Source organism: Enterobacter cloacae complex sp. HYC080_NIDB, assembly GCF_056673325.1.
Genome location: NZ_CP114212.1, coordinates 1036728 through 1061923, shown reverse-complemented (window position 1 = coordinate 1061923; position 25196 = coordinate 1036728). Strand labels below are relative to the sequence as shown.

The window sequence follows — 25196 nt, the reverse complement described above, 5'->3', positions numbered from 1 at the left end:
TACGTGGGCTAAGGTGAAGATCGCTTAAACGATGAGGAGGTAATATGTTTTCTGTCGGTGATTATGTGCAACCGCGTAAAGGCGGCCCGAAGCTTAAAGTGCTCGAAGTGAATGGTGAAAGCGTTGTGGCGGTTCAGGCCAGTAATGAACAAGGCGAAAAATATACCCTGAAAGCGGCCGATCTGGCGCCGTATAGTGAAGAAGGTGATTTCGGCGTCTGCTGAACAAACAACCGGGCGGCGATTACCGCCCGGCTCACGCATTAGATCAGAAAATCATCCAGCGTTTTACCCTCTGCCAGCGCGCTGGCAATAGGCTTCGGCGTGCGGCCCTGGCCGGTCCACGTTTTCTCTTCACCGTTCTGATCAATAAAGCGATATTTCGCTTCACGCGGTTTACGCTTTTTAGTCGGTTTACCCGTCTGCGCCAGCTCGGAACCCAGCAGATCGGTCGGTGAAATACCATCGGCTTTCATCAGCTCCAGCAGGGCATTAATTTTCTCCTGCTGCTCAGCACGCTGCTGCTCTAATTCAGCCAGCTCACTGCGTTTCTCTTCAGTAACGACCCTGACCTTTTCCAGCATTTCCTCAAGAACGTCCAGGGATAATTCACGCGCCATCGCGCGCAGGGTTCGGATATTATTAAGATTCTGTAACGTCAAAGACATATTATTTGAAAACCTTTTCTTTGGGGTAAATAGATAAATCACCCACAGAATAATTCATTTCGGCCAGAATATCTACCCAAGGGTCCGCAGGGGCATCAGTGTAAATATATTTAAATATTAACGTTAATAATAACGCAGGATGCCGGCGAGCCTGGTGCGAATCTAATCACCATATCAATATAAATGGTCAACTTTAATTCAAATTACAGCATACTGCGCCGCCATCCAGACAAGGATGACTCACCCTGGCCGCCTCGAAAATCAAGTCTTTGTTTTTTATGAAAAAGCACCTTAACAAGACAGATTATAACGAGCAGAACAAAAAACACTCAATTTTAGAGAATTTTGTGGACAAAAGGCGATTAAATAAAAATTAATCACTAGTTGTTAGTTCAAACACAGAGAGATACGCTATACACGTCAAACAAAGCAACCTAAAGCACTAATCGCCGAAGGGAAATCGTTTCCACTGTGTTCTTCTCAAGGAGTTCAGACATGTTCTCGCCGCAATCTCGCCTGCGCCACGCTGTGGCGGATACTTTTGCGATGGTTGTTTACTGTTCCGTCGTGAACATGCTGATTGAAATATTCCTCTCAGGAATGACCTTTGAGCAGTCACTTTCTTCGCGTCTGGTGGCTATCCCGGTCAACATTATTATCGCATGGCCATACGGGTTATACCGCGATGCGGTCATGCGTTTCGCTCGTCGTATCAGCCCCGCAGGCTGGGTAAAAAACCTGGCGGACGTGCTGGCTTATGTGACGTTCCAGTCTCCGGTATATGTGGCTATTCTGTTAACCGTGGGCGCAGACTGGCACCAGATCGTCGCGGCGGTCAGTTCGAATATCGTTATTTCGATGTTGATGGGCGCCGTATACGGCTATTTCCTCGACTACTGCCGCCGTCTGTTCAAAGTCAGTCAGTACAGCCAGGCGAAAGCGTGATGTGAAGCGACTGGCGAATGCCAGTCGCCAGTTTACTGTACGTCGCCAAACAGTCCCTTCAGAAACCGCTCCAGCGCCATGCGCGAACTGAAGCCATGCGGAATACCATAATGTTCATGCGTTTCTCCGCCTAAATAGAGCGGGAATTGCTGATAATGATCGCAGGTTTTAATATCCGAGGCAGGCTCAGCAAATGACAGACTTCTGTCTTTCAGCGTCGGGTGAATAATGAGAGCAGTACGTCCCATTCTGGCTTCACGATTAACATACACATAATTCTCACCGCGGCGATATCCATACGCTTTTGACGTCACCTCATCCATGGTGAATCCCTCTTTTTCAAGAACGCGTGCCACCTCGTCAGGTCGTAAATACATATCTTTTCCTCGTTATCTTTTCCTGCCCGGCAACCTTACAGTATTCAGCATTAGCAGGGCTTTCAGAATAGTCCATAAACTGCCGGATAACGCGTGACGCGCTTCAGATATTAAATTTCTGAACTAAACTGATCGGGAACGCAAATTTACGGAGGATCGTATGTTTAACAGACCGAACCGAAACGATATTAACGACGACGCGCAGGATATTCGTAATGATGTCAGCCAATTAGCGGACACGCTGGAAGAGGTGCTGAAGTCCTGGGGGTCTGACGCGAAGGACGAAGCGGATGCCGCAAAACGTAAGGCTCAGTCTCTGCTCCGTGAAACCCGCGCCAGAATGAACGGACGTTCACGCGCCACGCAGGCTGCCTGCGACATGGCAAGCTGTGCAACGACCTTCGTACGTGAAAAGCCACTGTGTACGCTGGGAACGGTCGCAGCGGTCGGCATCTTTGTCGGCGCCCTGCTCAGCCTGCGAAAATAAGTGCGGCTTCTCATCAGCCCCGGTGGCCTCAGGCGCCGGGGCTTTTCTTTGCCTTATCCTTTGAAAAACCCGTGCAGCCCGCCCTGCCCCGCTGAGCTCATCACCAGGGCAACATCAATCTGAATTTCCCATATCTTGTATGGTTGAAACTTAAGATAACTACATCTAGTATTCCCTTTAGCAAGACACACACAACCTGACGCGATGACTCGCGCCGCTCTCTCATTTTAAATGGAAATACGAATCATGAGCATTATTATTTACACTCGTAACAATTGTGTTCAGTGCCATGCCACCAAACGGGCGATGGAAAGCCGTGGAATGGTTTTTGAGATGGTGAATATCGACCAGCAGCCTGAGGCCGCTGAGACCCTGCGGGCGCAGGGATTCCGTCAGCTCCCGGTGGTCATTGCCGGTGAAACCCGGTGGTCCGGCTTTCGCCCGGACATGATTAACCGTCTAAGCGCCCAGGCCGCCAGCGCATGAGTGGGCTGGTCTACTTCTCCAGCAGCTCGGAAAACACGCTTCGCTTTATCGAGCGCGTCGGGCTGCCTGCGGTGCGTATTCCGCTTAATGAGCGGGAACGTATTCAGGTAGACGAACCTTACATTCTGGTGGTGCCCAGCTATGGCGGTGGCGGTACGGCAGGCGCCGTGCCTCGCCAGGTGATCCGCTTTCTTAACGATCCGCATAACCGCAGGCTTATCCGTGGCGTGATCGCGGCAGGCAATCGCAATTTCGGCGATGCCTTTGGCCGCGCCGGGGATGTCATCTCTCAAAAATGCGGCGTGCCGTATCTCTATCGCTTCGAACTGATGGGGACACTGCAGGACGTAGAAAATGTGCGAAAAGGAGTGAACGAATTTTGGCAACGACAACCGCAGAACGGATAATCCAGGCAACACCTGATTACCACGCATTAAACGCAATGCTTAACCTCTATGATCGGGAGGGGCGCATTCAGTTTGGCAAAGATCATGAGGCGGTGGAGGCCTTTTTCGCCGCCCACGTCCGTCCAAACAGCGTCGTTTTTGGCAGCCAGCAGGAACGCCTCGATTTTCTGGTTAAAGAGGGCTATTACGAGGAGCGCGTGTTGACCCGCTACGACCGCGCCTTCGTGGTGAAGCTTTTCGAGCGCGCGCATGCGAGCAGTTTTCGTTTCCAGACCTTCCTCGGCGCGTGGAAGTATTACACCAGCTACACCCTGAAAACCTTCGACGGTAAACGCTACCTGGAACATTTTGAAGATCGCGTCGTGATGGTGGCGCTGACCCTTGCCCAGGGCGATGAAGCGTTGGCTGAACGGCTGATGGAGGAGATCCTCGCCGGGCGCTTCCAGCCCGCCACGCCAACGTTTCTCAACTGCGGTAAGGCCCAGCGCGGCGAGCTGGTCTCCTGCTTCCTGCTGCGCATCGAAGACAATATGGAGTCGATTGGCCGTGCGGTAAACTCGGCGCTTCAGCTTTCCAAACGCGGCGGCGGCGTGGCGTTTCTGCTCTCGAACCTGCGTGAAGCGGGCGCGCCGATCAAGCGCATTGAAAACCAGTCTTCCGGCGTGATCCCGGTGATGAAGATGCTGGAAGATGCATTCTCCTACGCCAACCAGCTTGGCGCACGCCAGGGCGCCGGGGCGGTTTACCTGCACGCGCATCATCCCGATATTCTGCGTTTTCTGGATACCAAACGCGAAAATGCCGACGAAAAAATCCGTATCAAAACCCTGTCGCTGGGGGTGGTGATCCCGGATATCACCTTTAAACTGGCCAAAGAGAATGCCGAGATGGCGCTCTTTTCGCCGTATGACGTTGAGCGTATTTACGGCAAACCCTTTGGCGACGTAGCCATCAGCGAGCGCTACGAGGAGCTGGTAGCCGACGAGCGCATCCGCAAAAAAACCATCAACGCCCGCGATTTCTTCCAGACGCTGGCAGAAATCCAGTTTGAGTCTGGCTATCCGTACATCATGTACGAGGATACGGTAAACCGCGCGAACCCGATTGCCGGACGCATCAACATGAGCAACCTGTGCTCGGAGATTTTGCAGGTCAACAGCGCGTCAACATACGACGAGAACCTGGACTACGCGGCTATCGGCAAGGATATCTCCTGTAACCTCGGGTCGCTGAATATCGCCCACACCATGGATTCCCCTGACGTCGGCCGCACGGTGGAGACGGCCATTCGCGGACTGACGGCGGTATCGGACATGAGCCACATCCGCAGCGTGCCGTCTATTGAAGCGGGCAACGCCGCGTCGCACGCTATCGGCCTGGGGCAGATGAACCTTCACGGCTACCTGGCACGCGAAGGCATCGCCTACGGCAGTCCGGAAGGGCTGGATTTTACTAACCTCTATTTCTATACCATCACCTGGCATGCGCTGCACACCTCAATGATGCTGGCGCGCGAGCGCAACCAGCGGTTCGCGGGATTTGAACAGTCGCGCTACGCCAGCGGGGAATATTTTAACCAGTATCTTGAAGGTGAGTGGCAGCCGAAAACCGCAAAAGTGCGCGATCTCTTTGCCCGCGCGGGGATAACCCTGCCGACGCGCGAGATGTGGCAGCAGCTGCGTGATGACGTGATGCGCCACGGTATCTATAACCAGAACCTCCAGGCCGTGCCGCCGACCGGGTCTATCTCGTATATCAACCATGCCACGTCGAGCATTCATCCGATTGTGTCGAAAATTGAAATTCGCAAGGAAGGCAAGACCGGACGCGTTTACTACCCTGCCCCGTTTATGACCAACGACAACCTGACGCTGTATCAGGATGCGTATGAAATCGGCCCGGAAAAAATCATCGATACCTACGCCGAAGCGACAAAACACGTGGATCAGGGGCTGTCGCTGACGCTCTTCTTCCCGGATACCGCCACCACGCGGGATATCAACAAAGCGCAGATCTACGCCTGGAAGAAAGGCATCAAAACGCTTTACTACATTCGCCTGCGCCAGCTTGCGCTGGAAGGCACCGAAATCGAAGGCTGCGTGTCCTGCGCGCTGTAAGGAGAAAGGATGAAACTGTCACGCGTGAATGCCGTTAACTGGAACAAAATCCAGGACGATAAAGATCTGGAGGTATGGAACCGCCTGACCAGCAACTTCTGGCTGCCGGAAAAAGTCCCGCTCTCCAATGATATTCCGGCCTGGCAAACCCTGAGCCATGCCGAGCAACAGCTGACGATCCGCGTCTTTACCGGCCTGACGCTCCTGGACACCATCCAGAACACCGTTGGTGCCCCGGCGTTGATGGCTGACGCGCTGACACCGCATGAAGAGGCGGTGATGTCGAACATCAGCTTTATGGAGGCGGTGCACGCCCGCTCTTACAGCTCGATTTTTTCCACGCTGTGCCAGACCAAAGACGTGGATGCGGCTTACGCCTGGAGTGAAGAGAGCGCGTCATTGCAGCGCAAGGCTGCGCTGGTGCTTGAGTATTATCGGGCCGACGAGCCGCTGAAAAAGAAGGTCGCCAGCGTGTTTCTGGAATCCTTCCTCTTCTACTCTGGCTTCTGGCTGCCAATGTACTGGTCGAGCCGGGGCAAGCTCACCAACACCGCCGACCTGATTCGGCTCATCATTCGGGATGAAGCGGTGCACGGGTATTACATCGGCTATAAATACCAGAAAGGTCTGGAGAAAATCAGTACGGAAAAACGCGATGAACTAAAAGGGTTTGCGCTCGATTTGCTGATGGATCTGTACGATAACGAGCTGAGCTATACCGAAGAGCTGTACGCCGGAACGGGCTGGGAAGAAGACGTCAAAGCGTTCCTCTGCTACAACGCCAACAAGGCGCTGATGAACCTTGGTTACGAGGCGCTGTTCCCGCCGGAGATGGCGGAAGTGAACCCGGCCATTCTGGCGGCGCTGTCGCCTAATGCCGACGAAAACCACGATTTCTTCTCCGGGTCCGGTTCATCGTATGTGATGGGCAAAGCGGTGGAGACGAAAGACGAAGACTGGGATTTTTAATGAGTGAATTAACGTTCATTAATTAAATATAAATCCCTTTATTTCTACCAGAATATTTCCCTGGGAACTACACTGTAATTCCTCCGTCATATTCGCCTGAATCACACCGATTCAGGCGAAATTCCCCGATGCAGCAGCAAAAATTTAAGAAAAACTCAAATGACGCTCAGCCCTTTACTCATGGGAAATTCAGCCGTTTCGCTTACCTGAAAATCCCCACCATAAGCAAACGCAGGGTTGTCTCAGATTCTCAGTATGTTAGGGTTATGCCCGTTAACAATTTACCATGGTAATCATATTGGCATAAACAAATAACAGGACACTCTCTATTGCATGGCAATTAAATTAGAAGTGAAAAATCTTTATAAAGTATTTGGCGAGCATCCACAGCGCGCATTCAAATATATTGAAAAAGGCCTTACGAAAGAGCAAATTCTGGAAAAAACCGGGCTATCGCTTGGCGTTAAAGACGCCAGTCTGGCCATTGAAGAAGGCGAGATTTTTGTCATCATGGGGTTATCCGGTTCGGGTAAATCCACTATGGTTCGCCTTCTCAATCGCCTGATTGAACCCACCCGCGGACAGGTGCTGATTGACGGCGTAGATATCGCCAGAATATCAGACGCAGAGCTCCGCGAGGTGCGCAGAAAGAAGATTGCAATGGTGTTCCAGTCATTCGCGCTAATGCCGCATATGACGGTGCTGGATAATGCCGCTTTCGGTATGGAATTAGCGGGCGTTGCTGCGCAAGAACGTCAGGAAAAAGCGCTTGATGCGCTGCGTCAGGTTGGGCTCGAAAATTATGCTCACGCCTACCCGGATGAACTTTCCGGCGGGATGCGTCAGCGTGTGGGCTTAGCCCGCGCATTAGCCATTAATCCAGACATATTATTAATGGATGAAGCCTTCTCCGCGCTCGACCCGTTAATTCGCACCGAGATGCAGGATGAGCTGGTAAAATTACAGGCAAAACATCAGCGAACCATTGTCTTTATTTCCCATGATTTAGATGAAGCCATGCGTATTGGCGACCGAATTGCGATTATGCAAAATGGTGAGGTGGTGCAGGTCGGCACGCCGGATGAAATACTGAATAATCCGGCAAATGATTACGTGCGTACCTTCTTCCGCGGCGTGGATATTAGCCATGTGTTTAGCGCGAAAGATATTGCCCGTCGAACGCCAAACGGCATTATCCGTAAAACGCCAGGTTTCGGCCCACGCTCCGCGCTTAAGCTTCTGCAGGACGAAGACCGTGAATATGGTTATCTGGTTGAACGCGGCAATAAATTTGTCGGCATTGTCTCCATCGACTCCCTGAAAACCGCCCTTAGCGAAAATCAGGAAATCGATGCGGCGTTAATTGACGCTCCCCTTGCCGTGGACGCCGAAACGCCGCTCAGCGAGTTGCTCTCCCACGTCGGCCAGGCACCGTGTGCCGTTCCGGTCGTCGGGGAAGAACAACAGTACGTCGGCATCATCTCAAAACGCATGTTGCTGCAGGCTTTAGATCGCGAGGGAGCAAACAATGACCGATCAATCTAACCCGTGGGGCACCACTGAAGCAGCGGACAGCGCTGCGCAATCTGCCGATGCGTGGGGTTCCACGCCAGCACCTGCCGATGGCGGTGGCGCGGCGGACTGGCTCAACAGCGCACCTGCGCCTGCGCCAGAACACTTCAACATTATGGATCCGTTCCATAAAACGCTGATCCCACTCGATAGCTGGGTCACGGAGGGGATCGACTGGGTAGTAACGCATTTTCGTCCGCTCTTTCAGGGGATCCGCGTCCCGGTGGATTACATCCTCAACGGCTTCCAGCAGCTGATGCTCGGTATGCCAGCGCCGGTCGCGATCGTTTTGTTCTCGCTGATCGCCTGGCAGTTCGGTAGCGCAGGAATGGGGATCGCCACGCTGATTTCGCTGATTGCCATTGGCGCCATTGGCGCCTGGTCGCAGGCGATGATTACCCTGGCACTGGTGCTGACCGCCCTGCTCTTCTGTATTGTCATCGGCCTGCCGATGGGGATCTGGCTGGCACGTAGCCCGCGGGCGGCGAAGATCATTCGTCCGCTGCTGGATGCGATGCAGACCACACCGGCATTCGTCTATCTGGTGCCTATCGTAATGCTGTTCGGTATCGGTAACGTGCCGGGCGTGGTGGTAACCATTATCTTCGCCCTGCCGCCGATTATTCGTCTGACTATCCTGGGCATTAACCAGGTGCCGGCCGATCTGATCGAAGCGTCACGCTCGTTTGGTGCCAGCCCGCGTCAGATGCTGTTTAAGGTTCAACTCCCGCTGGCGATGCCGACCATCATGGCAGGCGTTAACCAGACGCTGATGCTGGCGCTGTCGATGGTGGTCATTGCCTCAATGATCGCCGTGGGCGGTCTGGGCCAGATGGTGCTGCGCGGTATTGGCCGTCTCGATATGGGGCTGGCAACCGTCGGCGGCGTGGGCATTGTGATCCTCGCCATTATTCTTGACCGCCTGACACAGGCTGTCGGTCGTGATTCACGCAGTCGCGGCAACCGTCGCTGGTATACCACCGGCCCTGTCGGGTTATTCACCCGCCCTTTCACGAAATCAAAATAAGGAACAACGATGCGACATAACGTACTTTTTGCCACAGCGTTTGCCACCCTTGTCTCCACCAGCACGTTTGCAGCTGACCTGCCGGGTAAAGGCATCACCGTGCAGCCGGTGCAGAGCACCATTTCGGAAGAGAGCTTCCAGACGCTCATCGTCAGCCGAGCCCTGGAAAAACTGGGCTACACGGTCAACACGCCGAGCGAAGTGGATTACAACGTGGGCTACACCTCGATTGCCTCCGGTGATGCCACCTTTACCGCGGTGAACTGGCAGCCGCTGCACGACGATATGTATGCCGCCGCCGGTGGCGACAAGAAATTCTATCGTGAAGGCACCTTCGTAACCGGTGCAGCGCAGGGTTATCTGATCGACAAGAAAACCGCCGATAAGTACCACATCACCAATATTGAACAGCTGAAAGATCCGAAGATCGCCAAACTGTTCGACACCAACGGTGACGGTAAAGCCGACATGATGGGTTGCTCACCGGGCTGGGGCTGTGAAGCGGTGATTAATCACCAGAACAAAGCCTATGACCTGGCGAAGACGGTTGATGTCAGCCACGGCAACTATTCGGCGATGATGGCCGACACCATTGCCCGCTTCAAAGAGGGTAAACCGGTGATCTACTACACCTGGACGCCGTACTGGGTGAGCGACGTGCTGAAGCCGGGTAAAGATGTGGTGTGGCTGCAAGTGCCATTCTCCTCCTTGCCGGGCGAGCAGAAGGATATCGACACCAAACTGCCGAACGGCATGAACTACGGCTTCCCGGTGAATACCATGCATATTGTGGCGAACAAAGCCTGGTCCGAGAAAAACCCGGCGGCAGCAAAATTGTTCTCGGTAATGAAACTGCCGCTGGCGGATATCAATGCTCAGAACGCCATGATGCATGCGGGCAAATCGTCTGAAGCGGATGTCAAAGGTCACGTCGACGGCTGGATCAAAGCCCACGAGCAGCAGTTTGACGGCTGGGTGAAAGAGGCGCTTGCGGCGCAGAAGTAGAGCACAAAGCCTTACCCCTCACCCTAACCCTCTCCCCAAAGGGGAGAGGGCCGGGGTGAGGGGGCACCAGACCGTACGATCCCCCTAAACCGCACAATCCATCACCCAACAATCCCCCCACCTTAACAATCATTCGCTATTATGGTTTCCGGAAAAATAATCACTTAACGAACGATTCCTGAAACTCATGACAAAAACAACTCCAGGGCTTAGCCCCGCACTTATCCTTTTAATGTCCGTGGCAACGGGTCTGGCCGTCGCCAGCAACTATTACGCGCAACCCCTTCTCGACACTATCGCCCGCGCGTTCAACCTTTCTGCCAGTTCCGCTGGCTTCATCGTGACGGCGGCACAGCTCGGCTACGCCGCCGGGTTGCTGTTCCTGGTGCCGCTTGGCGATATGTTTGAACGCCGGATGCTGATTGTTTCGATGACGCTGCTGGCGGCAGGTGGCATGCTGATCACCGCCAGCAGCCAGTCGCTGACGATGATGATCGTCGGTACCGCGCTGACAGGGCTGTTCTCCGTCGTCGCGCAAATCCTGGTACCCCTCGCCGCGACGCTGGCCTCACCGGACAAACGTGGCAAGGTAGTGGGCACCATCATGAGCGGCCTGCTGCTGGGGATTTTGCTGGCGCGTACCGTGGCAGGACTACTGGCAAGCCTCGGCGGCTGGCGCACCGTTTATTGGGTGGCGAGCGTGTTAATGGTGGTGATGGCGCTGGCGCTGTGGCGCGGCCTGCCGAAGGTGAAGCAAGAGAACCATCTTAACTATCCGCAGCTTCTGGCCTCCGTGTTCAGCCTGTTCACTCAGGATAAACTCCTGCGCACCCGCGCCCTGCTGGGATGTTTGACCTTCGCCAACTTCAGTATTCTCTGGACCTCAATGGCGTTTCTGCTCGCGGCTCCGCCGTTTAACTATTCTGAAGGCGTCATTGGTCTGTTCGGCCTGGCCGGTGCTGCGGGCGCGCTGGGCGCGCGTCCGGCGGGTGGGCTGGCCGACAAAGGCAAATCACATTTGACCACCACCGCCGGGCTGGTTTTGCTCCTGCTCTCCTGGGCGGCGATCTGGTATGGACACGTCTCGGTGCTGGCGCTGATCGTCGGTATTCTGGTACTCGACCTCACCGTACAGGGTGTCCACATTACTAATCAGACCGTGATTTATCGCGTGAAACCCGAAGCGCGTAACCGCCTCACCGCCGGATACATGACCAGCTACTTCATTGGTGGTGCTGCTGGTTCATTAATTTCAGCGTCGGCGTGGCAGCATGCTGGCTGGTCGGGCGTGTGTGGGATTGGGGCCATCGTTGCCGCGCTCAACCTTCTTGTATGGTGGCGCGGCTACCATCGCCAGGAGGCGATTCACTAAGTTTTACATTGCTTTGGGCCTCTTAGGGTATAAAGGGGCCCTGCAGTCTGTTAATGTAAACGTAATCATTTATCCCAGAAATTTTAATGTGGGTGACATATCTACAATTGGCATGAATAGTTCAGACCCCCGTCCTCACATCCTCTCTTCTACGGGTTCACACCCTACTCTTTCTGTGCTCACCGGGTCACGGACTTACCCGGCGCTTTCTGACGGTGACATTCATTTGGCGGATATAACCGCACAAATAATTCATTTACATTATTTGTCACTGTCGTTACTATATCGGCTGTAATTAATGAGGTTATGCCCAAATGGATAGTTCGTTTACGCCCATTGAACAAATGCTTAAATTCCGCGCCAGTCGCCATGAGGACTTCCCGTATCAGGAAATCCTGCTGACTCGCCTGTGCATGCACATGCAGGGTAAGCTTCTGGAAAACCGTAATAAGATGCTGAAAGCTCAAGGGATTAACGAGACGTTGTTTATGGCGTTGATTACGCTGGAGTCTCAGGAAAACCACAGTATTCAGCCTTCTGAGCTGAGCTGCGCGCTGGGCTCTTCCCGTACCAACGCAACCCGTATTGCCGATGAGCTGGAAAAGCGCGGCTGGATTGAACGCCGTGAAAGCGACAACGATCGTCGTTGCCTGCATCTGCAACTGACCGACAAAGGTCACGAATTCCTGCGTGAGGTACTGCCACCTCAGCACAATTGCCTGCACAAACTCTGGTCTGCCCTCAGCACCGCCGAGCGCGACCAGCTTGAGCACATCACGCGCAAGCTGCTCACCCGTCTGGATCAGATGGATGAAGATGGTGCCATTCTTGAGGCGCTGCGCTAACGCGACGACACGCTCAACAATCCAGATTCATAAGAAAACCGACAGGCCAGCACGTCACACTGCTGGCCTTTCTGACAACAGGTCGGCTCAGCCGATGTGAAAATAAGAAGATCGTGGAGAACAACAATGAGCGCAAATGCGGAGAGCACTAACCCGCAGCAACCGGCCAACAAGAAAGGCAAACGTAAAAGTGCCCTTCTTCTGTTGACCTTGCTCTTTATTATTATTGCCGTGGCATATGGGATCTATTGGTTTTTAGTATTGCGTCATGCTGAAGAGACAGACGACGCCTACGTGGCAGGGAACCAGGTACAGATTATGGCGCAGGTGTCGGGCAGCGTGACGAAAGTCTGGGCTGACAATACCGACTTTGTGCAAAAAGGCGATGTGTTGGTCACCCTCGATCCGACTGACGCGCAGCAGGCATTTGAGAAAGCCCAGACCGCGCTGGCCTCCAGCGTTCGTCAGACCCGCCAGCTGATGATCAACAGCAAACAGCTGCAGGCCAATATCGACGTGCAGAAAACGGCACTCGCACAGGCGCAGAGCGACCTCAACCGCCGCGTACCGCTCGGCACCGCCAACCTGATTGGCCGTGAAGAGCTGCAACACGCCCGCGATGCCGTTGCCAGCGCTCAGGCACAGCTGGATGTGGCGATTCAACAGTACAATGCCAACCAGGCAATGGTGCTGGGCACCAGCCTTGAAAACCAGCCCGCCGTGCAGCAGGCGGCGACTGAAGTGCGTAACGCATGGCTAGCCCTGCAGCGTACCAAAATCGTCAGCCCGATGACCGGCTATGTCTCCCGCCGTTCCGTTCAGCCAGGGGCGCAGATCAGCCCGACCACGCCGCTGATGGCGGTCGTTCCGGCAGACAATCTGTGGGTAGACGCTAACTTTAAAGAGACGCAACTTGCCCATATGCGTATCGGCCAGACCGCGACGGTTGTCAGCGACATCTACGGCGATGACGTGAAGTACACCGGGAAAGTGGTTGGCCTGGACATGGGTACCGGCAGCGCCTTCTCCCTGCTGCCTGCGCAGAACGCCACCGGTAACTGGATCAAAGTGGTTCAGCGTCTGCCTGTGCGTATTGAACTGGATGCAAAACAGCTGGCGGATCACCCGCTGCGTATCGGCCTCTCAACGCTTGTGACGGTTGACACCGCGAACCGCGACGGTCAGATCCTGGCAAGCCAGGTGCGTAGCAGCCCGGCTTATGAAAGTAACGCCCGTGAAATTAGCCTCGATCCGGTCAACAAGCTGATCGATGACATCGTGAAGGCAAACGCCGGTTAATCCGAAGGTGAGCGTTATGCAACAGCAAAAGCCGCAAAAACCGCTGGAAGGCGCGCAGCTGGTCATTATGACCATTGCGCTGTCGCTGGCGACATTCATGCAGGTGCTGGACTCCACCATCGCAAACGTGGCGATCCCGACCATCGCCGGTAACCTTGGCTCGTCGCTGAGCCAGGGGACCTGGGTCATTACCTCATTCGGGGTGGCAAACGCCATCTCCATTCCGATCACCGGCTGGCTGGCAAAGCGTGTCGGTGAGGTGAAGCTGTTCCTGTGGTCTACGGTGGCGTTTGTGCTGGCCTCCTGGGCATGCGGCATGTCAAACAGCCTGACGATGTTGATTTTCTTCCGCGTCATTCAGGGGATTGTCGCCGGGCCGCTGATCCCGCTTTCCCAGAGTTTGCTGCTGAGCAACTATCCCCCTGCGAAACGGTCCGTCGCGCTGGCGCTCTGGTCAATGACCGTGATCGTCGCGCCTATCTGCGGACCCATTCTCGGCGGATACATCAGCGATAACTATCACTGGGGCTGGATCTTCTTCATCAACGTACCGATTGGCGCCGTCGTGGTATTAATGACGCTGCAATCGCTGCGGGGACGAGAGACGCGCACCGAACAGCGGCGTATTGACAGCATCGGGCTGGCGCTGCTGATCCTGGGTATCGGTAGCCTACAGATCATGCTCGACCGGGGTAAAGAGCTCGACTGGTTCAACTCGCAGGAGATCGTCATCCTGACCATTGTCGCGGTGGTGTCGCTCAGCTTCCTGATTGTCTGGGAGCTGACGGACGACAACCCGATAGTCGATCTCTCGCTGTTTAAGTCGCGAAACTTCACCATCGGCTGTCTGTGTATCAGCCTCGCCTATATGCTCTACTTCGGCGCGATTGTTCTGCTGCCACAGCTGTTGCAGGAGGTGTATGGCTATACCGCAACCTGGGCGGGGCTGGCGTCTGCACCTGTTGGGGTGATCCCGGTCCTGCTGTCGCCGATCATTGGCCGCTTCGCCCATAAGCTCGACATGCGTCGTCTGGTGACGTTCAGCTTCATCATGTACGCGGTGTGCTTCTACTGGCGTGCGTATACCTTCGAGCCAGGAATGGACTTTGGCGCCTCGGCGTGGCCGCAGTTTATTCAGGGCTTCGCGGTCGCGTGCTTCTTTATGCCGCTAACCACCATCACGCTCTCCGGCTTACCCCCTGAGCGTCTGGCGGCGGCGTCGAGCCTGTCGAACTTCACCCGAACGCTGGCGGGCTCCATCGGGACGTCGATCACCACCACCCTGTGGACGAACCGTGAATCGATGCACCATGCCCAGCTGACCGAAGCGGTGAATCCGTACAACCCGAATGCCCAGCAGATGTACAGCCAGCTGCAGGGCATGGGGATGACGGAGCAGCAGGCATCCGGCTGGATTGCCCAGCAGATCACCAGCCAGGGACTGATTATCTCGGCCAACGAGATTTTCTGGATTTCGGCAGGGATCTTCATCGTCCTGCTGGGGCTGGTGTGGTTTGCCAGACCACCGTTTGGTGCCGGTGGCGGGGGCGGTGGCGCGCACTAGTCCTCTGCGGCGGTTGCCGGGTGGCGGCTACGCCTTACCCGGCCTACGATAACCGGGCCGCCATCCGTAGGCCCGGTTGTCCAAAACGCGATAGCAATTGTCATTTCCGATAAAGCAGCGCGCCTGAAATCTCGTCACGATAGTGAAAAGACAACAGGAGCGCACCATGCTGAACACACCCGCAGACAAATACACGCCTTACCCTACTCTCTCTCTGCCCGATCGCCGCTGGCCGGAGCAGCGCATCACCCGCGCGCCGCGCTGGCTCTCAACCGACTTACGCGACGGCAACCAGGCGCTGGCCGAGCCGATGGACAGCGCCCGCAAGCTGCAGTTTTGGGATCTTCTGCTGAGCTGCGGCTTTAAGGAGATTGAGGTCGCCTTTCCTTCCGCCTCACAGACGGACTTCAACTTTGTTCGCCAGCTGATTGAAGAGAACCGCATCCCGGATGACGTCACCATTCAGGTGCTCACGCAGGCGCGGGAAGATCTGATCGTCCGCACCTTTGAGTCCCTGCGCGGCGCAAAGCAGGCCACGGTACATCTTTATAACGCCACCGCCCCGCTGTTCCGTCGTCTGGTGTTTGGCATGGAGAAGGCGCAAATCGTCGAGCTGGCTACGCGCTCCACCCGCCTTATTCGTCAGCTGTGTGAAGAGAACCCGGATACCCACTGGCAGTATGAATATTCACCGGAAACCTTCTGCTTTACCGAGCCGGAGTTTGCGCTGGAAATTTGTGAGGCCGTGGCAGAGATCTGGCAGCCGTGCGATGCGCGTCCGATGATCATCAACTTACCGGCCACCGTTGAAGTCAGTACGCCAAACGTCTATGCCGATCAGATTGAATATTTCTGCCGTCACTTCAGCCGCCGCGCCGACGTCTGCATCAGCGTGCATCCGCATAACGACCGCGGCACCGGCGTCGCCAGCGCGGAGCTGGCCGTCATGGCCGGGGCTGACCGCGTCGAGGGCTGTCTGTTTGGTAACGGCGAGCGGACGGGCAACGTCTGCCTGGTGACGCTGGCGATGAACCTCTACAGCCAGGGCGTTAGCCCCGACCTGGACTTTAGCGATATGAACCGGGTGGTGGAGGTGGTGGAAACCTGCAACCAACTGCCGGTACACCCGCGCAATCCGTGGGCAGGACGGCTGGCCTATACCGCCTTCTCCGGTTCGCACCAGGACGCGATCAAAAAAGGCTTTGATGCCCGCAAGCCTGGCGAGCGCTGGGAGATGCCCTACCTGCCTGTTGACCCTCAGGATATCGGCTGCACCTATGAAGCGGTGATCCGCGTGAACAGCCAGTCAGGGAAAAGCGGTAGCGCGTGGCTTATCGAGCAAAATCATGGGCTGAAACTGCCCCGCGCCCTGCAGCAAGATTTCAGCCAGCACGTGCAGCAAGAAACCGACCGCCACGGAAAAGAGATGACGCAAAATGCACTGTGGCAGCTGTTCCGCACCCGCTACGGTCTGGTGGAAACACCGCAGTTTGCGCTGCAATCGTACCGCAGCGACAGTCAGCAGGATGGCCAGTTGCGTTTAACGGCAAGCGTCGCAACGCAGGGGGGGACGCGTCAGCTTGAGGGACACGGGAATGGCTTGCTGTCCGCTGCCGCTCATGGCCTGAGCCGCTGGATCAACGCGCCGTTTGTAATTAAGGATTATCACGAACACACGCTGGGTGAACGCAGCGACAGCCGCTCGGTGGCATACATTCGCTGTCTGTTCCAGGACGGTACCAGCCGCTGGGGCGTAGGCATTGATAGCGACGTTGCACGCGCATCGCTTCAGGCGCTCTTTAATGCGGTCAGTCGTTCTTAAAATAATCGCTGGGTGAGATACCCATCACCCGGCGGAACATGGCCGTAAAGGCGCTGTGGCTGCCGTAACCCAGATCCAGCGCCACACCTAATACCGGCTGGCCCTGCGCCAGCCGCACTAAGGCTTCCAGCAGCCGCGCCCTTCTCACCCACTCGCTGTAGCGTAATCCTGTCTGCTGCTGAAAATGACGGTTCAGCGTGCGCTCGCTCATGCCAAGCGCGCTCGCGCTCTGTTGACTGTTCCAGCTCTCTCCTGGCGACTGACGGATCTGTCGGCACAGCTGGCGTAACGGTTCACTTTCCGGCTCCGGCAGATGAAACGGCAGCACCGGCATGATGCGAAGTTCATCCAGAATGAGTTCATACACGCGCTCGTCACGGCTTCCCGGTGAGTACGATTCAGGCAGTGAGAGGGCGGAGAGGATCAGCTCGCGCAACAGGGGCGAGATCTGCACGATCTGGCACGTGGCCGGGAGATCGGCTCGCGCCAGTGGATCAATAAACAGCGTTCGCGCCGCTACGCTACCGGTGATGCGCAGGGCGTGTTGTGTCCCCGCAGGAAGCCAGACGCCGCGCCCGGGGGGTACCACCCAACAGCCAGATGCCGTTTCGACCCGCACGACGCCCGTCAGGCTGTGCAGCAGCTGCGCGCAGTCGTGCTGGTGCCATGGCTCACTGTCGCCATGAACGTAATCATGGGCAAACGGAACAAGGGGACGATGGGTAAAGGAGAACGTTGAGGTTGTGGTCATGGGCTAAACAACCCTCACCCTACCCTCTCCCGGAGGGAGAGGGAAAAGGTGCACTAGATGTGCAGTTCCTGCAGTTTTTCTTTCGGCAGGGCCAGCTCTTCGTTGCTGTTCACGCGAACATCACGCTCGATGATGTGACGAGCGATGTCCTGCGCTTCTTCCAGAGAGTGCATCTGGTAAGTCCCGCACTGGTAAACGTTCAGCTCTGGGATCTGGTTCTGCTCTTTCACCTTCAGCACGTCTTCCATGGCTGCTTTCCACGCGTCTGCAACGCGTTTCTCTTCCGGCTGACCAATCAGGCTCATGTAGAAACCGGTACGGCAGCCCATCGGAGAGATATCGATAATCTCAACGCCGTTACCATTCAGGTGGTCGCGCATAAATCCGGCGAACAGGTGCTCCAGCGTGTGAATGCCTTTCTCTGGCATCACTTCTTTGTTCGGCACGCAGAAGCGCAGATCGAAGACGGTGATTGTGTCGCCGTGCGGGGTGTGCATGGTCTTCGCCACGCGGACTGCAGGTGCTTCCATACGGGTATGGTCGACAGTAAAGCTATCTAATAACGGCATACGTCACCTCCGATAGTGATTTTTTTTAAAATAAACTGAACTCTTCTACACAATGCGCGTCTGAGTATATGAAAGACGCGCATTTGTTATCATCATCCCTGAATTCAGAGATGTATATTTTGGCCACAGCGATGTGGCCTTTTTCTTTTGGTTCAAGCCTGTTTCGCCAGAAACGCTTCAAACGACTCCGTATCCGCCGCTTCAACTTCTTTCTGACGCACCACGGACGCATCGCGTTCTGCTTCAAAATCCGCTTCGCGCAGGATCTCTAATGGCTCCTGCATCAGCATCTCACGGTATTCCGCGGAGAGTGCACGCCCGGTACCACCAATGCCCTGATCAATCATAGAACGCAGAATGCGTGCTGAGAATGTCAGTTCCGGGTTATCGAAGCACTCTACCAACTGGTCGCAGATCTGTTGGTAGGCGTCGCCGCCGTCAATGCTGTCCAGAGTCCGGGCAACACGCTTCAGGTCACGGAACAGATCTTTACCCACTTTGGTCAGCGGGAACTGTGCCGTTTCGCAGCCAATACCCAGCGTCAGACCCGGCTTACGCCCTTCCAGAATCACGCGATTCCAGTTTGTACGGGTGCAAAGCAGTTCGTCTGCACTCATTTCCGGCGCATCCGCCAGCGCACACCAGACCATAAACAGATCCAGGAAGCGAACCTGCTGCTCATCAACGCCAATCGGTGAGAACGGGTTGATATCCAGCGAACGTACTTCAATGTATTCAATGCCGCCGCGCTGTAGCGCATCCGACGGGGTTTCACCGCTGCGCGTCACGCGCTTAGGACGAATCGGCGCATACAGTTCGTTTTCAATCTGCAACACGTTGCTGTTGATTTGCAGGCGTTTGCCGTCTTTTTCGAGGCCGATTTTCGCGTACTCTTCCGACGGGGTTTTGATCGCCCGCTTCAATCCTGCCACATATTCGTGCAATTCGTTAAACGTAATACCGAGATTGCTTTGCGATTTATTGGTATAGCCCAGATCGCTCATGCGAAGAGACGTCGCGTACGGGAGATAGTACATGCCGCACTCGGTCTTTTCGAACGGCAGCGTGGTGGGTTTCCCCTGCAGGAACGAAGAGCAAATGGCAGGTGACGCGCCAAAGAGATACGGGATCACCCAGCCGAAACGGTAATAGTTGCGGATCAGACGGAAATACCCGGCTGAGATCGCTTCTTTGTCCGTTTCTCCCCCTTTCGCCTGCCAGAACGCCATCGGCAGCGAGAAATTGTAGTGCACGCCAGAGATGGTCTGCATCAATGCGCCGTAGCGATTTTTCAGACCTTCGCGATAGAGCGTTTTCAGCCGACCGATATTTGACGTGCCGTACTGCGCCAGCTCAATCTCCTGGCCCTGTTCGATATAGCACGGCATGCTGAGCGGCCACATACGCTCGTCACCAAGATTGCGCGCCGTATAGCGATGAATATCGCGCAAGATTGTCAGCATGTGATCAATATCGCCGTCCACCGGCGTGATGAACTCCAGCAGCGCTTCAGCGAAATCGGTTGTGATCCATTTATGTGTCAGCGCCGAGCCTAACGCCTTCGGGTGACCCGTCGTCGCTAAGCTACCGTCCGCGTTAACGCGCAGCGTTTCACGCTCAAGACCACGCTGAATACCCTTCAGAGCCTGAGGGTGGTTTTCCAGCCAGGCCAGCGCCTGAGATACGTCCGGGATCAAATTGACCTCCCGCCTGTCAAAGTAATGTTACTCAGCATAATTGTAATGGTTGACGATTGAAGGTCGCGTATTCATTCCACCAATTAGTGCCACCACGTCATACCCTGTAGTGTTGCCCACGCCACGAGAACATAGCGCAACGCCTTGCCAAGGCACAAAAAAAAGAGCACCGGTCCCCAGGAGATGCGCATCCATCCCGCCAGCAGACACAGTAAATCGCCTATTACAGGCATCCAGCTTAATAACAGCGTGGCAGCGCCATAGCGTTTTAGCCAGCCAACTGCCTTTTCCTGCCAGCGCGACGTTTTGCGCAGCGGAAAGAAACGTCCAAGAATAACGTTAGTCAGCCCTCCAAGGCTATTACCCATTGTTGCTATTAATACAAGTAGCCAGGGCTGACTGACGCCGGACAACAACATCGCCACCAGCACCACTTCCGAATTTCCCGGTAACAGCGTGGCGCTTAAAAAACTGCTGGCGAATAATGAGGCAAGTGACAATGCGTCACTCACAGTAAGCGCACATCCACCGCATCCATTCCGGCATCACGTGCGGCCTGGATACCAAAATCGGCATCCTCAAACACGACGCATTTTGCCGCCGGTACGCCCATTAATTCTGCGCAGAGCAGGAAGGTGTCCGGTGCTGGCTTGTGACGCTTAACATGATCGGCAGCGACGACAGCTGAAAAATAGTGGCGCAGGCCAAGATGGTTGAGCAAGGCTTCTGCAATCGCGCTCTCGCTGCCCGTGCCGACAGACATAGGGCGACGTCCGTGCCACGCTTTAACCACGTCGATAAGGGGTAAAGGTTGTACGGTGTCTAACAGTATGGCTTTAACCGCATCGGTTTTTTCGCGCGCGAGCAGGTAGGGGTCGAGATCGGCCTGATTCAGTTCAATCACGGCCTGCGCAATACGCCAGGTTGGGGATCCGTTGAGGGCTATCATCGCCTGCAGGTCGAAACGCATACCGTAGCGGCCCAGGACCTCGGTCCAGGCTTGACGATGCGTGGGTTCGGTATCCAGCAGGGTGCCATCCATATCGAAGATCAAACCGTCATACTGTGCGTACATCGTGCTCTCGCTAAACGATTAACAAAGCATTACTTTATCGTAAATGGTGGTTTTTGTCGCTGATTGCGAAGTGATAACAATGAGAGTGATTAAGAACTAAACATCGAAGGGGACGATAAGAAGAGATGGTGCATCCGGGAGGATTCGAACCTCCGACCGCTCGGTTCGTAGCCGAGTACTCTATCCAGCTGAGCTACGGATGCATCAGGGAAATGCTTTTAGAAACAGTAAATGGTGCATCCGGGAGGATTCGAACCTCCGACCGCTCGGTTCGTAGCCGAGTACTCTATCCAGCTGAGCTACGGATGCATCAGGGAACTGCTTTCAGAAATAGTAAATGGTGCATCCGGGAGGATTCGAACCTCCGACCGCTCGGTTCGTAGCCGAGTACTCTATCCAGCTGAGCTACGGATGCATCGCGATTTACTACTGTACTGCTCGATATTCATATCACTTCGAAAGCAATATGAAGTAATAGATGGTGCATCCGGGAGGATTCGAACCTCCGACCGCTCGGTTCGTAGCCGAGTACTCTATCCAGCTGAGCTACGGATGCAAAATGGCGGTGAGGCGGGGATTCGAACCCCGGATGCAGCTTTTGACCGCATACTCCCTTAGCAGGGGAGCGCCTTCAGCCTCTCGGCCACCTCACCACACAACGCCTCTTTCGAGTGCTTCGAGTAACTCGTTAAGAGCTTCTCGTCGCTGCGTGGCGCATATATTACTTTCTGGGACTTATAAGTCAAACAATTTTCCAAAAGCTTTTATCGTTTGCACAAATCACACGCAATTCGCATGTAAAACCCGCAAAGAGGGTGTTTTATAAGCGGATTTTGCATCGAACTTCTCAAAAAACGTTTGTAGAAAGGCTGGGGTTGGGGCGCGTTAAGAATAGTAGAGTGGTTAAAAAGAGAGCGGTTGAAATGAAACGGTAACGTTGAGCAGGAAAAATGACAGGAGGGTTGCGTCTCGCCCGACAGCGAGACGCGACAATATCAGTAACTGGACTGCTGGGATTTTTCAGCCTGGATACGCTGGTAGATCTCTTCACGGTGGACAGATACTTCTTTAGGAGCGTTAACACCAATACGTACCTGGTTACCCTTTACCCCTAAAACTGTCACGGTGACCTCATCCCCAATCATGAGGGTCTCACCAACTCGACGAGTCAGAATCAGCATTCTTTGCTCCTTGAAAGATTAAAAGAGTCGGGTCTCTTGTATCCCGGCATTATCCATCATATAACGCCAAAAAGTAAGCGATGACAAACACGTAAAGTGTAAGCAGTCACGGCATCACATTCTGTTAAACGTAAGTTTAGCCGATATACACAAACTCAACCTGACTTTATCGTTATCGATAGCACAGTGAACAAGACGCCATAACGTTGCCGCTATGGCGTCTGATTGTGCTTTGTAGTTATTACAGTTTCGCGCTCACCCAGCTTTCTACACTGGCCAAAGCTTGCGGAAGTGCCGCCGCATCCGTACCACCGGCTTGCGCCATGTCCGGACGACCGCCTCCCTTGCCACCCACCTGCTGGGCGACCATACCAATCAGTTCCCCTGCTTTTACGCGGTCGGTCACATCCTTAGAGACGCCCGCAATCAGAGAAACCTTACCTTCTGCCACTGTCGCCAGCACGATAACGGTAGAACCAAGCTGGTTCTTGAGATCGTCGACCATAGTACGCAGCATCTTAGGCTCAACGCCCGCCAGATCGCTGACCAGCAGTTTGACGCCCTTAATGTCTACCGCTTTGCTGGAGAGGTTTGCACTCTCCTGCGCCGCAGCCTGTTCTTTCAGCTGCTGGAGCTCTTTTTCCAGCTGACGGGTTCGCTCCAGCGCAACACGCACTTTCTCGCCCAGATTCTGGCTATCGCCTTTCAGCAGCTGCGCGATGTCGTGCAGCTGATCGCTCTGCGCATGCAGGCTGGCAATTGCGCCTTCACCGGTTACCGCTTCAATACGACGCACGCCAGCCGCCGTACCCGACTCGGAAACGATGCGGAACAGGCCGATGTCACCGGTGCGCGATGCGTGAGTACCACCGCACAGTTCGGTCGAGAAGTCGCCCATGCTCAGTACGCGAACACGTTCGTCATATTTCTCACCAAACAGCGCCATCGCACCTTTTTTCTTCGCGTCCTCGAGGTCCATGATATGGGTCTCGATCGGCAGGTTACGACGGATCTGAGCGTTCACCAGATCCTCCACCGCACGGATTTCCGACGGTTTCATCGCTTCAAAGTGCGAGAAGTCGAAACGCAGCACTTTGTCATTAACCAGAGAACCTTTCTGTGCAACATGGGTGCCCAGCACGTCGCGCAGGGCAGCGTGCATCAGGTGGGTTGCAGAGTGGTTCAGACGAATACGCGCACGGCGTGCTTCATCAACATTCGCCTGCACGCCCTCGCCCACTTTCAGCGAACCGGAAACCAGTTTGCCCTGGTGACCAATCGCCTGACCGAATTTCTGGGTGTCGCTTACGCTGAAGCTGAAACCATTGCCTTTCAGTTCGCCCTTATCGCCAACCTGGCCGCCGGACTCAGCGTAGAACGGCGTTTTGTCCAGAATGACAACCGCATCCTGACCTGCACTGATGCTGTCTACGGCTTTACCGTCAACAAACAGGGCGGTCACTTTACCGGTCAGTTCCAGTGCGTCGTAGCCTTTGAATTCAGACGCGCTATCAACGCGGATCATCGCGTTGTAGTCTGCGCCGAAACCGCTGGATTCACGCGCACGACGACGCTGTTCTTCCATCGCGGCTTCGAAGCCCACTTCGTCAACTTTGATGTTACGCTCACGGCAAACGTCCGCCGTCAGGTCAACCGGGAAGCCGTAGGTGTCGTACAGGCGGAAAGCGGTTTCGCCATCCAGCGTGTCGCCCTTCAGTTTTGCCAGTTCTTCATCCAGCAGCGCCAGACCGCGCTCCAGCGTACGGGCAAACTGCTCTTCTTCGGTTTTCAGAACCTGCTCGACCTGCGCCTGCTGGCGTTTCAGCTCGTCACCGGCTGCACCCATCACGCCAATCAGTGGCCCAACGAGTTTGTAGAAGAAGGTGTCCTTCGCGCCCAGCATGTTGCCATGACGGATCGCACGACGAATGATACGACGCAGCACGTAGCCACGGTTTTCATTCGACGGGATTACGCCGTCGGCAATCAGGAACGCACAAGAACGAATGTGGTCTGCAATCACGCGCAGCGATTTGTTGTTCAGATCGGTCGCACCGGTCACTTCCGCAACGGCTTTGATCAGGGTGCTGAACAGGTCAATTTCGTAGTTGGAGTTAACGTGTTGCAGAACGGCGGCAATACGCTCCAGGCCCATACCGGTATCAACGGACGGTTTCGGCAGCGGCTCCATGGTACCGTCTGCCTGACGGTTGAACTGCATGAAGACGATGTTCCAGATCTCAATATAGCGATCGCCGTCTTCTTCCGGGCTGCCAGGAGGTCCACCCCAGATGTGGTCGCCGTGATCGTAGAAGATCTCGGTGCACGGACCGCAAGGACCGGTATCACCCATCTGCCAGAAGTTGTCAGACGCGTATGGCGCGCCTTTGTTATCACCGATGCGAATAATGCGCTCGCGCGGGATACCGACCTCTTTTTCCCAGATTTCGTAGGCTTCGTCATCGGTTTCATAGACGGTAACCCACAGACGCTCTTTCGGCAGGTTGAACCAGTTTTCACCGGTCAGCAGTTCCCACGCATATTGAATGGCATCGTGTTTGAAATAGTCGCCGAAGCTGAAGTTACCCAGCATTTCGAAGAACGTGTGGTGACGCGCGGTGTAACCGACGTTTTCCAGGTCGTTGTGTTTACCGCCCGCACGCACGCAACGCTGTGAGGTTGTGGCGCGGGAATAATTACGCTTGTCGAGACCAAGGAACACATCCTTGAACTGGTTCATCCCGGCGTTGGTAAACAGTAAAGTCGGGTCGTTGTTCGGTACCAGGGAGCTGCTGGCAACAACCTGGTGTCCCTTACTATGGAAAAAATCGAGAAACGCCTGACGGATCTCAGCGGTGCTCTTGCTCATAATTATCCTGAAATCAAGCTAACGAAATGTCGCAGCCAGCCTGTATCGATAAACCGTTGGACAGACCAGCTACTGGAAAAAGTGGGAATAAGA

24 protein-coding genes and 5 tRNA genes are annotated in these 25196 nt (G+C 55.0%); 15 read left to right on the top strand and 14 right to left on the bottom strand.

The genetic code is table 11. From position 1 onward, the window contains the following. The first annotated feature begins 44 nt into the window (after nucleotides 1-44). Nucleotides 45-224, top strand: a complete 180-nt coding sequence (locus O1723_RS05085) for a hypothetical protein (RefSeq protein WP_014884955.1) — start codon at nucleotides 45-47, stop codon at nucleotides 222-224. Nucleotides 225-262: 38 nt separating this feature from the next. On the opposite strand, the gene stpA is transcribed toward O1723_RS05085, so the two are convergent. Further along, the gene (gene stpA / locus O1723_RS05080; protein ID WP_023337683.1) at nucleotides 263-667 is read right to left on the bottom strand and encodes a DNA-binding protein StpA; all 405 of its coding nucleotides are present in this window, start codon (nucleotides 665-667) and stop codon (nucleotides 263-265) included. Nucleotides 668-1162: 495 nt separating this feature from the next. Here stpA and alaE point away from each other — a divergent pair, with 495 nt between their 5' ends. Next, nucleotides 1163-1612 carry an L-alanine exporter AlaE gene (gene alaE, locus O1723_RS05075; RefSeq protein ID WP_023331140.1) on the top strand — a complete coding sequence of 150 codons (450 nt, stop codon included), beginning with the start codon at nucleotides 1163-1165 and terminating at the stop codon, nucleotides 1610-1612. Nucleotides 1613-1644: 32 nt separating this feature from the next. Here the strand turns inward: alaE and O1723_RS05070 are convergent, their stop codons facing one another. Continuing rightward, a complete protein-coding gene (locus tag O1723_RS05070) occupies nucleotides 1645-1989 on the bottom strand; it encodes a DUF2002 family protein (protein WP_006811693.1) in 345 nt (114 codons plus the stop codon). 160 nt (nucleotides 1990-2149) lie between these two features. Between O1723_RS05070 and O1723_RS05065 the strand changes: the two genes are divergently transcribed. The 13 genes from O1723_RS05065 (at nucleotide 2150) to leuA (ending at nucleotide 16961) form a co-directional block, all read left to right on the top strand. Continuing rightward, the gene (locus O1723_RS05065; protein ID WP_023308924.1) at nucleotides 2150-2476 is read left to right on the top strand and encodes an ElaB/YgaM/YqjD family protein; all 327 of its coding nucleotides are present in this window, start codon (nucleotides 2150-2152) and stop codon (nucleotides 2474-2476) included. Between the two features lie 246 nt (nucleotides 2477-2722). After that, the gene (nrdH, locus tag O1723_RS05060) at nucleotides 2723-2962 is read left to right on the top strand and encodes a glutaredoxin-like protein NrdH (RefSeq protein ID WP_014884959.1); all 240 of its coding nucleotides are present in this window, start codon (nucleotides 2723-2725) and stop codon (nucleotides 2960-2962) included. Next, the gene (nrdI, locus tag O1723_RS05055) at nucleotides 2959-3369 is read left to right on the top strand and encodes a class Ib ribonucleoside-diphosphate reductase assembly flavoprotein NrdI (RefSeq protein ID WP_023337684.1); all 411 of its coding nucleotides are present in this window, start codon (nucleotides 2959-2961) and stop codon (nucleotides 3367-3369) included. The genes nrdH and nrdI overlap by 4 nt, the downstream gene beginning before the upstream one ends. After that, complete coding sequence (nrdE, locus tag O1723_RS05050) at nucleotides 3342-5486, top strand: class 1b ribonucleoside-diphosphate reductase subunit alpha (RefSeq protein WP_023337685.1); 2145 nt, start codon at nucleotides 3342-3344, stop codon at nucleotides 5484-5486. Before nrdI ends, nrdE begins: the two co-directional genes overlap by 28 nt. Before the next feature lie 9 nt (nucleotides 5487-5495). Next, nucleotides 5496-6455: a class 1b ribonucleoside-diphosphate reductase subunit beta gene (nrdF, locus tag O1723_RS05045; RefSeq protein ID WP_014884962.1), complete on the top strand. Its 960-nt coding sequence runs from the start codon at nucleotides 5496-5498 to the stop codon at nucleotides 6453-6455. A gap of 333 nt (nucleotides 6456-6788) precedes the next feature. Further along, nucleotides 6789-8000 carry a glycine betaine/L-proline ABC transporter ATP-binding protein ProV gene (gene proV, locus O1723_RS05040; protein ID WP_023337686.1) on the top strand — a complete coding sequence of 404 codons (1212 nt, stop codon included), beginning with the start codon at nucleotides 6789-6791 and terminating at the stop codon, nucleotides 7998-8000. Beyond that, nucleotides 7984-9054 (top strand): glycine betaine/L-proline ABC transporter permease ProW, encoded by a 1071-nt coding sequence (proW, locus tag O1723_RS05035; RefSeq protein ID WP_014884964.1) that lies wholly within the window; start codon nucleotides 7984-7986, stop codon nucleotides 9052-9054. Before proV ends, proW begins: the two co-directional genes overlap by 17 nt. A 9-nt stretch (nucleotides 9055-9063) precedes the next feature. Further along, nucleotides 9064-10059, top strand: coding sequence for a glycine betaine/L-proline ABC transporter substrate-binding protein ProX (proX, locus tag O1723_RS05030; RefSeq protein ID WP_023337687.1), 996 nt, complete (start codon nucleotides 9064-9066; stop codon nucleotides 10057-10059). Between the two features lie 187 nt (nucleotides 10060-10246). Further along, nucleotides 10247-11431: an MFS transporter gene (locus O1723_RS05025; RefSeq protein ID WP_014884966.1), complete on the top strand. Its 1185-nt coding sequence runs from the start codon at nucleotides 10247-10249 to the stop codon at nucleotides 11429-11431. Nucleotides 11432-11745: 314 nt separating this feature from the next. Then, nucleotides 11746-12276 carry a transcriptional repressor MprA gene (gene mprA / locus O1723_RS05020; RefSeq protein ID WP_014884967.1) on the top strand — a complete coding sequence of 177 codons (531 nt, stop codon included), beginning with the start codon at nucleotides 11746-11748 and terminating at the stop codon, nucleotides 12274-12276. A gap of 126 nt (nucleotides 12277-12402) precedes the next feature. Beyond that, entirely contained in the window at nucleotides 12403-13575 is a 1173-nt protein-coding gene (gene emrA / locus O1723_RS05015) for a multidrug efflux MFS transporter periplasmic adaptor subunit EmrA (RefSeq protein ID WP_014884968.1), read from the top strand. Nucleotides 13576-13591: 16 nt separating this feature from the next. Continuing rightward, on the top strand, nucleotides 13592-15139 hold the full coding sequence (gene emrB, locus O1723_RS05010) for a multidrug efflux MFS transporter permease subunit EmrB (protein ID WP_014884969.1): 1548 nt from the start codon (nucleotides 13592-13594) through the stop codon (nucleotides 15137-15139). 166 nt (nucleotides 15140-15305) lie between these two features. Beyond that, complete coding sequence (leuA, locus tag O1723_RS05005) at nucleotides 15306-16961, top strand: 2-isopropylmalate synthase (RefSeq protein WP_248190674.1); 1656 nt, start codon at nucleotides 15306-15308, stop codon at nucleotides 16959-16961. Here leuA and O1723_RS05000 read toward each other — a convergent pair. The 12 genes from O1723_RS05000 to alaS all read right to left on the bottom strand — a co-directional run bounded on the left by O1723_RS05000 (nucleotide 16948) and on the right by alaS (nucleotide 25103). Next, complete coding sequence (locus O1723_RS05000; RefSeq protein WP_014884971.1) at nucleotides 16948-17712, bottom strand: AraC family transcriptional regulator; 765 nt, start codon at nucleotides 17710-17712, stop codon at nucleotides 16948-16950. The two genes, leuA and O1723_RS05000, sit on opposite strands and share 14 nt — an antisense overlap. Before the next feature lie 53 nt (nucleotides 17713-17765). Next, nucleotides 17766-18281, bottom strand: a complete 516-nt coding sequence (gene luxS / locus O1723_RS04995; RefSeq protein WP_014884972.1) for an S-ribosylhomocysteine lyase — start codon at nucleotides 18279-18281, stop codon at nucleotides 17766-17768. A gap of 152 nt (nucleotides 18282-18433) precedes the next feature. Beyond that, nucleotides 18434-19978, bottom strand: a complete 1545-nt coding sequence (gene gshA / locus O1723_RS04990; RefSeq protein WP_014884973.1) for a glutamate--cysteine ligase — start codon at nucleotides 19976-19978, stop codon at nucleotides 18434-18436. Nucleotides 19979-20061: 83 nt separating this feature from the next. Further along, nucleotides 20062-20490 carry a YqaA family protein gene (locus tag O1723_RS04985; protein ID WP_014884974.1) on the bottom strand — a complete coding sequence of 143 codons (429 nt, stop codon included), beginning with the start codon at nucleotides 20488-20490 and terminating at the stop codon, nucleotides 20062-20064. Then, complete coding sequence (yqaB, locus tag O1723_RS04980; RefSeq protein WP_014884975.1) at nucleotides 20487-21053, bottom strand: fructose-1-phosphate/6-phosphogluconate phosphatase; 567 nt, start codon at nucleotides 21051-21053, stop codon at nucleotides 20487-20489. The genes O1723_RS04985 and yqaB overlap by 4 nt, the downstream gene beginning before the upstream one ends. Before the next feature lie 126 nt (nucleotides 21054-21179). Then, nucleotides 21180-21256, bottom strand: a tRNA-Arg gene (locus tag O1723_RS04975). A gap of 29 nt (nucleotides 21257-21285) precedes the next feature. Beyond that, nucleotides 21286-21362, bottom strand: a tRNA-Arg gene (locus tag O1723_RS04970). A 29-nt stretch (nucleotides 21363-21391) separates the two neighbouring features. After that, nucleotides 21392-21468: transfer RNA gene (locus O1723_RS04965), tRNA-Arg, on the bottom strand. 64 nt (nucleotides 21469-21532) lie between these two features. After that, nucleotides 21533-21609: transfer RNA gene (locus O1723_RS04960), tRNA-Arg, on the bottom strand. Between the two features lie 4 nt (nucleotides 21610-21613). Further along, a tRNA-Ser gene (locus O1723_RS04955) sits at nucleotides 21614-21706 on the bottom strand. 342 nt (nucleotides 21707-22048) lie between these two features. Beyond that, nucleotides 22049-22234: a carbon storage regulator CsrA gene (gene csrA, locus O1723_RS04950; protein WP_000906486.1), complete on the bottom strand. Its 186-nt coding sequence runs from the start codon at nucleotides 22232-22234 to the stop codon at nucleotides 22049-22051. 241 nt (nucleotides 22235-22475) lie between these two features. Next, nucleotides 22476-25103, bottom strand: a complete 2628-nt coding sequence (gene alaS, locus O1723_RS04945; protein ID WP_014884976.1) for an alanine--tRNA ligase — start codon at nucleotides 25101-25103, stop codon at nucleotides 22476-22478. Nucleotides 25104-25196 lie beyond the last annotated feature (93 nt).

Bases quoted from the DNA above. Each gene is read 5' to 3' on its own strand.
- O1723_RS05085 (WP_014884955.1), top strand. From the start codon at position 45: ATGTTTTCTGTCGGTGATTATGTGCAACCGCGTAAAGGCGGCCCGAAG.
- stpA (WP_023337683.1), bottom strand. From the start codon at position 667: ATGTCTTTGACGTTACAGAATCTTAATAATATCCGAACCCTGCGCGCG.
- alaE (WP_023331140.1), top strand. From the start codon at position 1,163: ATGTTCTCGCCGCAATCTCGCCTGCGCCACGCTGTGGCGGATACTTTT.
- O1723_RS05070 (WP_006811693.1), bottom strand. From the start codon at position 1,989: ATGTATTTACGACCTGACGAGGTGGCACGCGTTCTTGAAAAAGAGGGA.
- O1723_RS05065 (WP_023308924.1), top strand. From the start codon at position 2,150: ATGTTTAACAGACCGAACCGAAACGATATTAACGACGACGCGCAGGAT.
- nrdH (WP_014884959.1), top strand. From the start codon at position 2,723: ATGAGCATTATTATTTACACTCGTAACAATTGTGTTCAGTGCCATGCC.
- nrdI (WP_023337684.1), top strand. From the start codon at position 2,959: ATGAGTGGGCTGGTCTACTTCTCCAGCAGCTCGGAAAACACGCTTCGC.
- nrdF (WP_014884962.1), top strand. From the start codon at position 5,496: ATGAAACTGTCACGCGTGAATGCCGTTAACTGGAACAAAATCCAGGAC.
- proV (WP_023337686.1), top strand. From the start codon at position 6,789: ATGGCAATTAAATTAGAAGTGAAAAATCTTTATAAAGTATTTGGCGAG.
- proW (WP_014884964.1), top strand. From the start codon at position 7,984: ATGACCGATCAATCTAACCCGTGGGGCACCACTGAAGCAGCGGACAGC.
- proX (WP_023337687.1), top strand. From the start codon at position 9,064: ATGCGACATAACGTACTTTTTGCCACAGCGTTTGCCACCCTTGTCTCC.
- O1723_RS05025 (WP_014884966.1), top strand. From the start codon at position 10,247: ATGACAAAAACAACTCCAGGGCTTAGCCCCGCACTTATCCTTTTAATG.
- mprA (WP_014884967.1), top strand. From the start codon at position 11,746: ATGGATAGTTCGTTTACGCCCATTGAACAAATGCTTAAATTCCGCGCC.
- emrA (WP_014884968.1), top strand. From the start codon at position 12,403: ATGAGCGCAAATGCGGAGAGCACTAACCCGCAGCAACCGGCCAACAAG.
- emrB (WP_014884969.1), top strand. From the start codon at position 13,592: ATGCAACAGCAAAAGCCGCAAAAACCGCTGGAAGGCGCGCAGCTGGTC.
- leuA (WP_248190674.1), top strand. From the start codon at position 15,306: ATGCTGAACACACCCGCAGACAAATACACGCCTTACCCTACTCTCTCT.
- O1723_RS05000 (WP_014884971.1), bottom strand. From the start codon at position 17,712: ATGACCACAACCTCAACGTTCTCCTTTACCCATCGTCCCCTTGTTCCG.
- luxS (WP_014884972.1), bottom strand. From the start codon at position 18,281: ATGCCGTTATTAGATAGCTTTACTGTCGACCATACCCGTATGGAAGCA.
- yqaB (WP_014884975.1), bottom strand. From the start codon at position 21,053: ATGTACGCACAGTATGACGGTTTGATCTTCGATATGGATGGCACCCTG.
- csrA (WP_000906486.1), bottom strand. From the start codon at position 22,234: ATGCTGATTCTGACTCGTCGAGTTGGTGAGACCCTCATGATTGGGGAT.
- alaS (WP_014884976.1), bottom strand. From the start codon at position 25,103: ATGAGCAAGAGCACCGCTGAGATCCGTCAGGCGTTTCTCGATTTTTTC.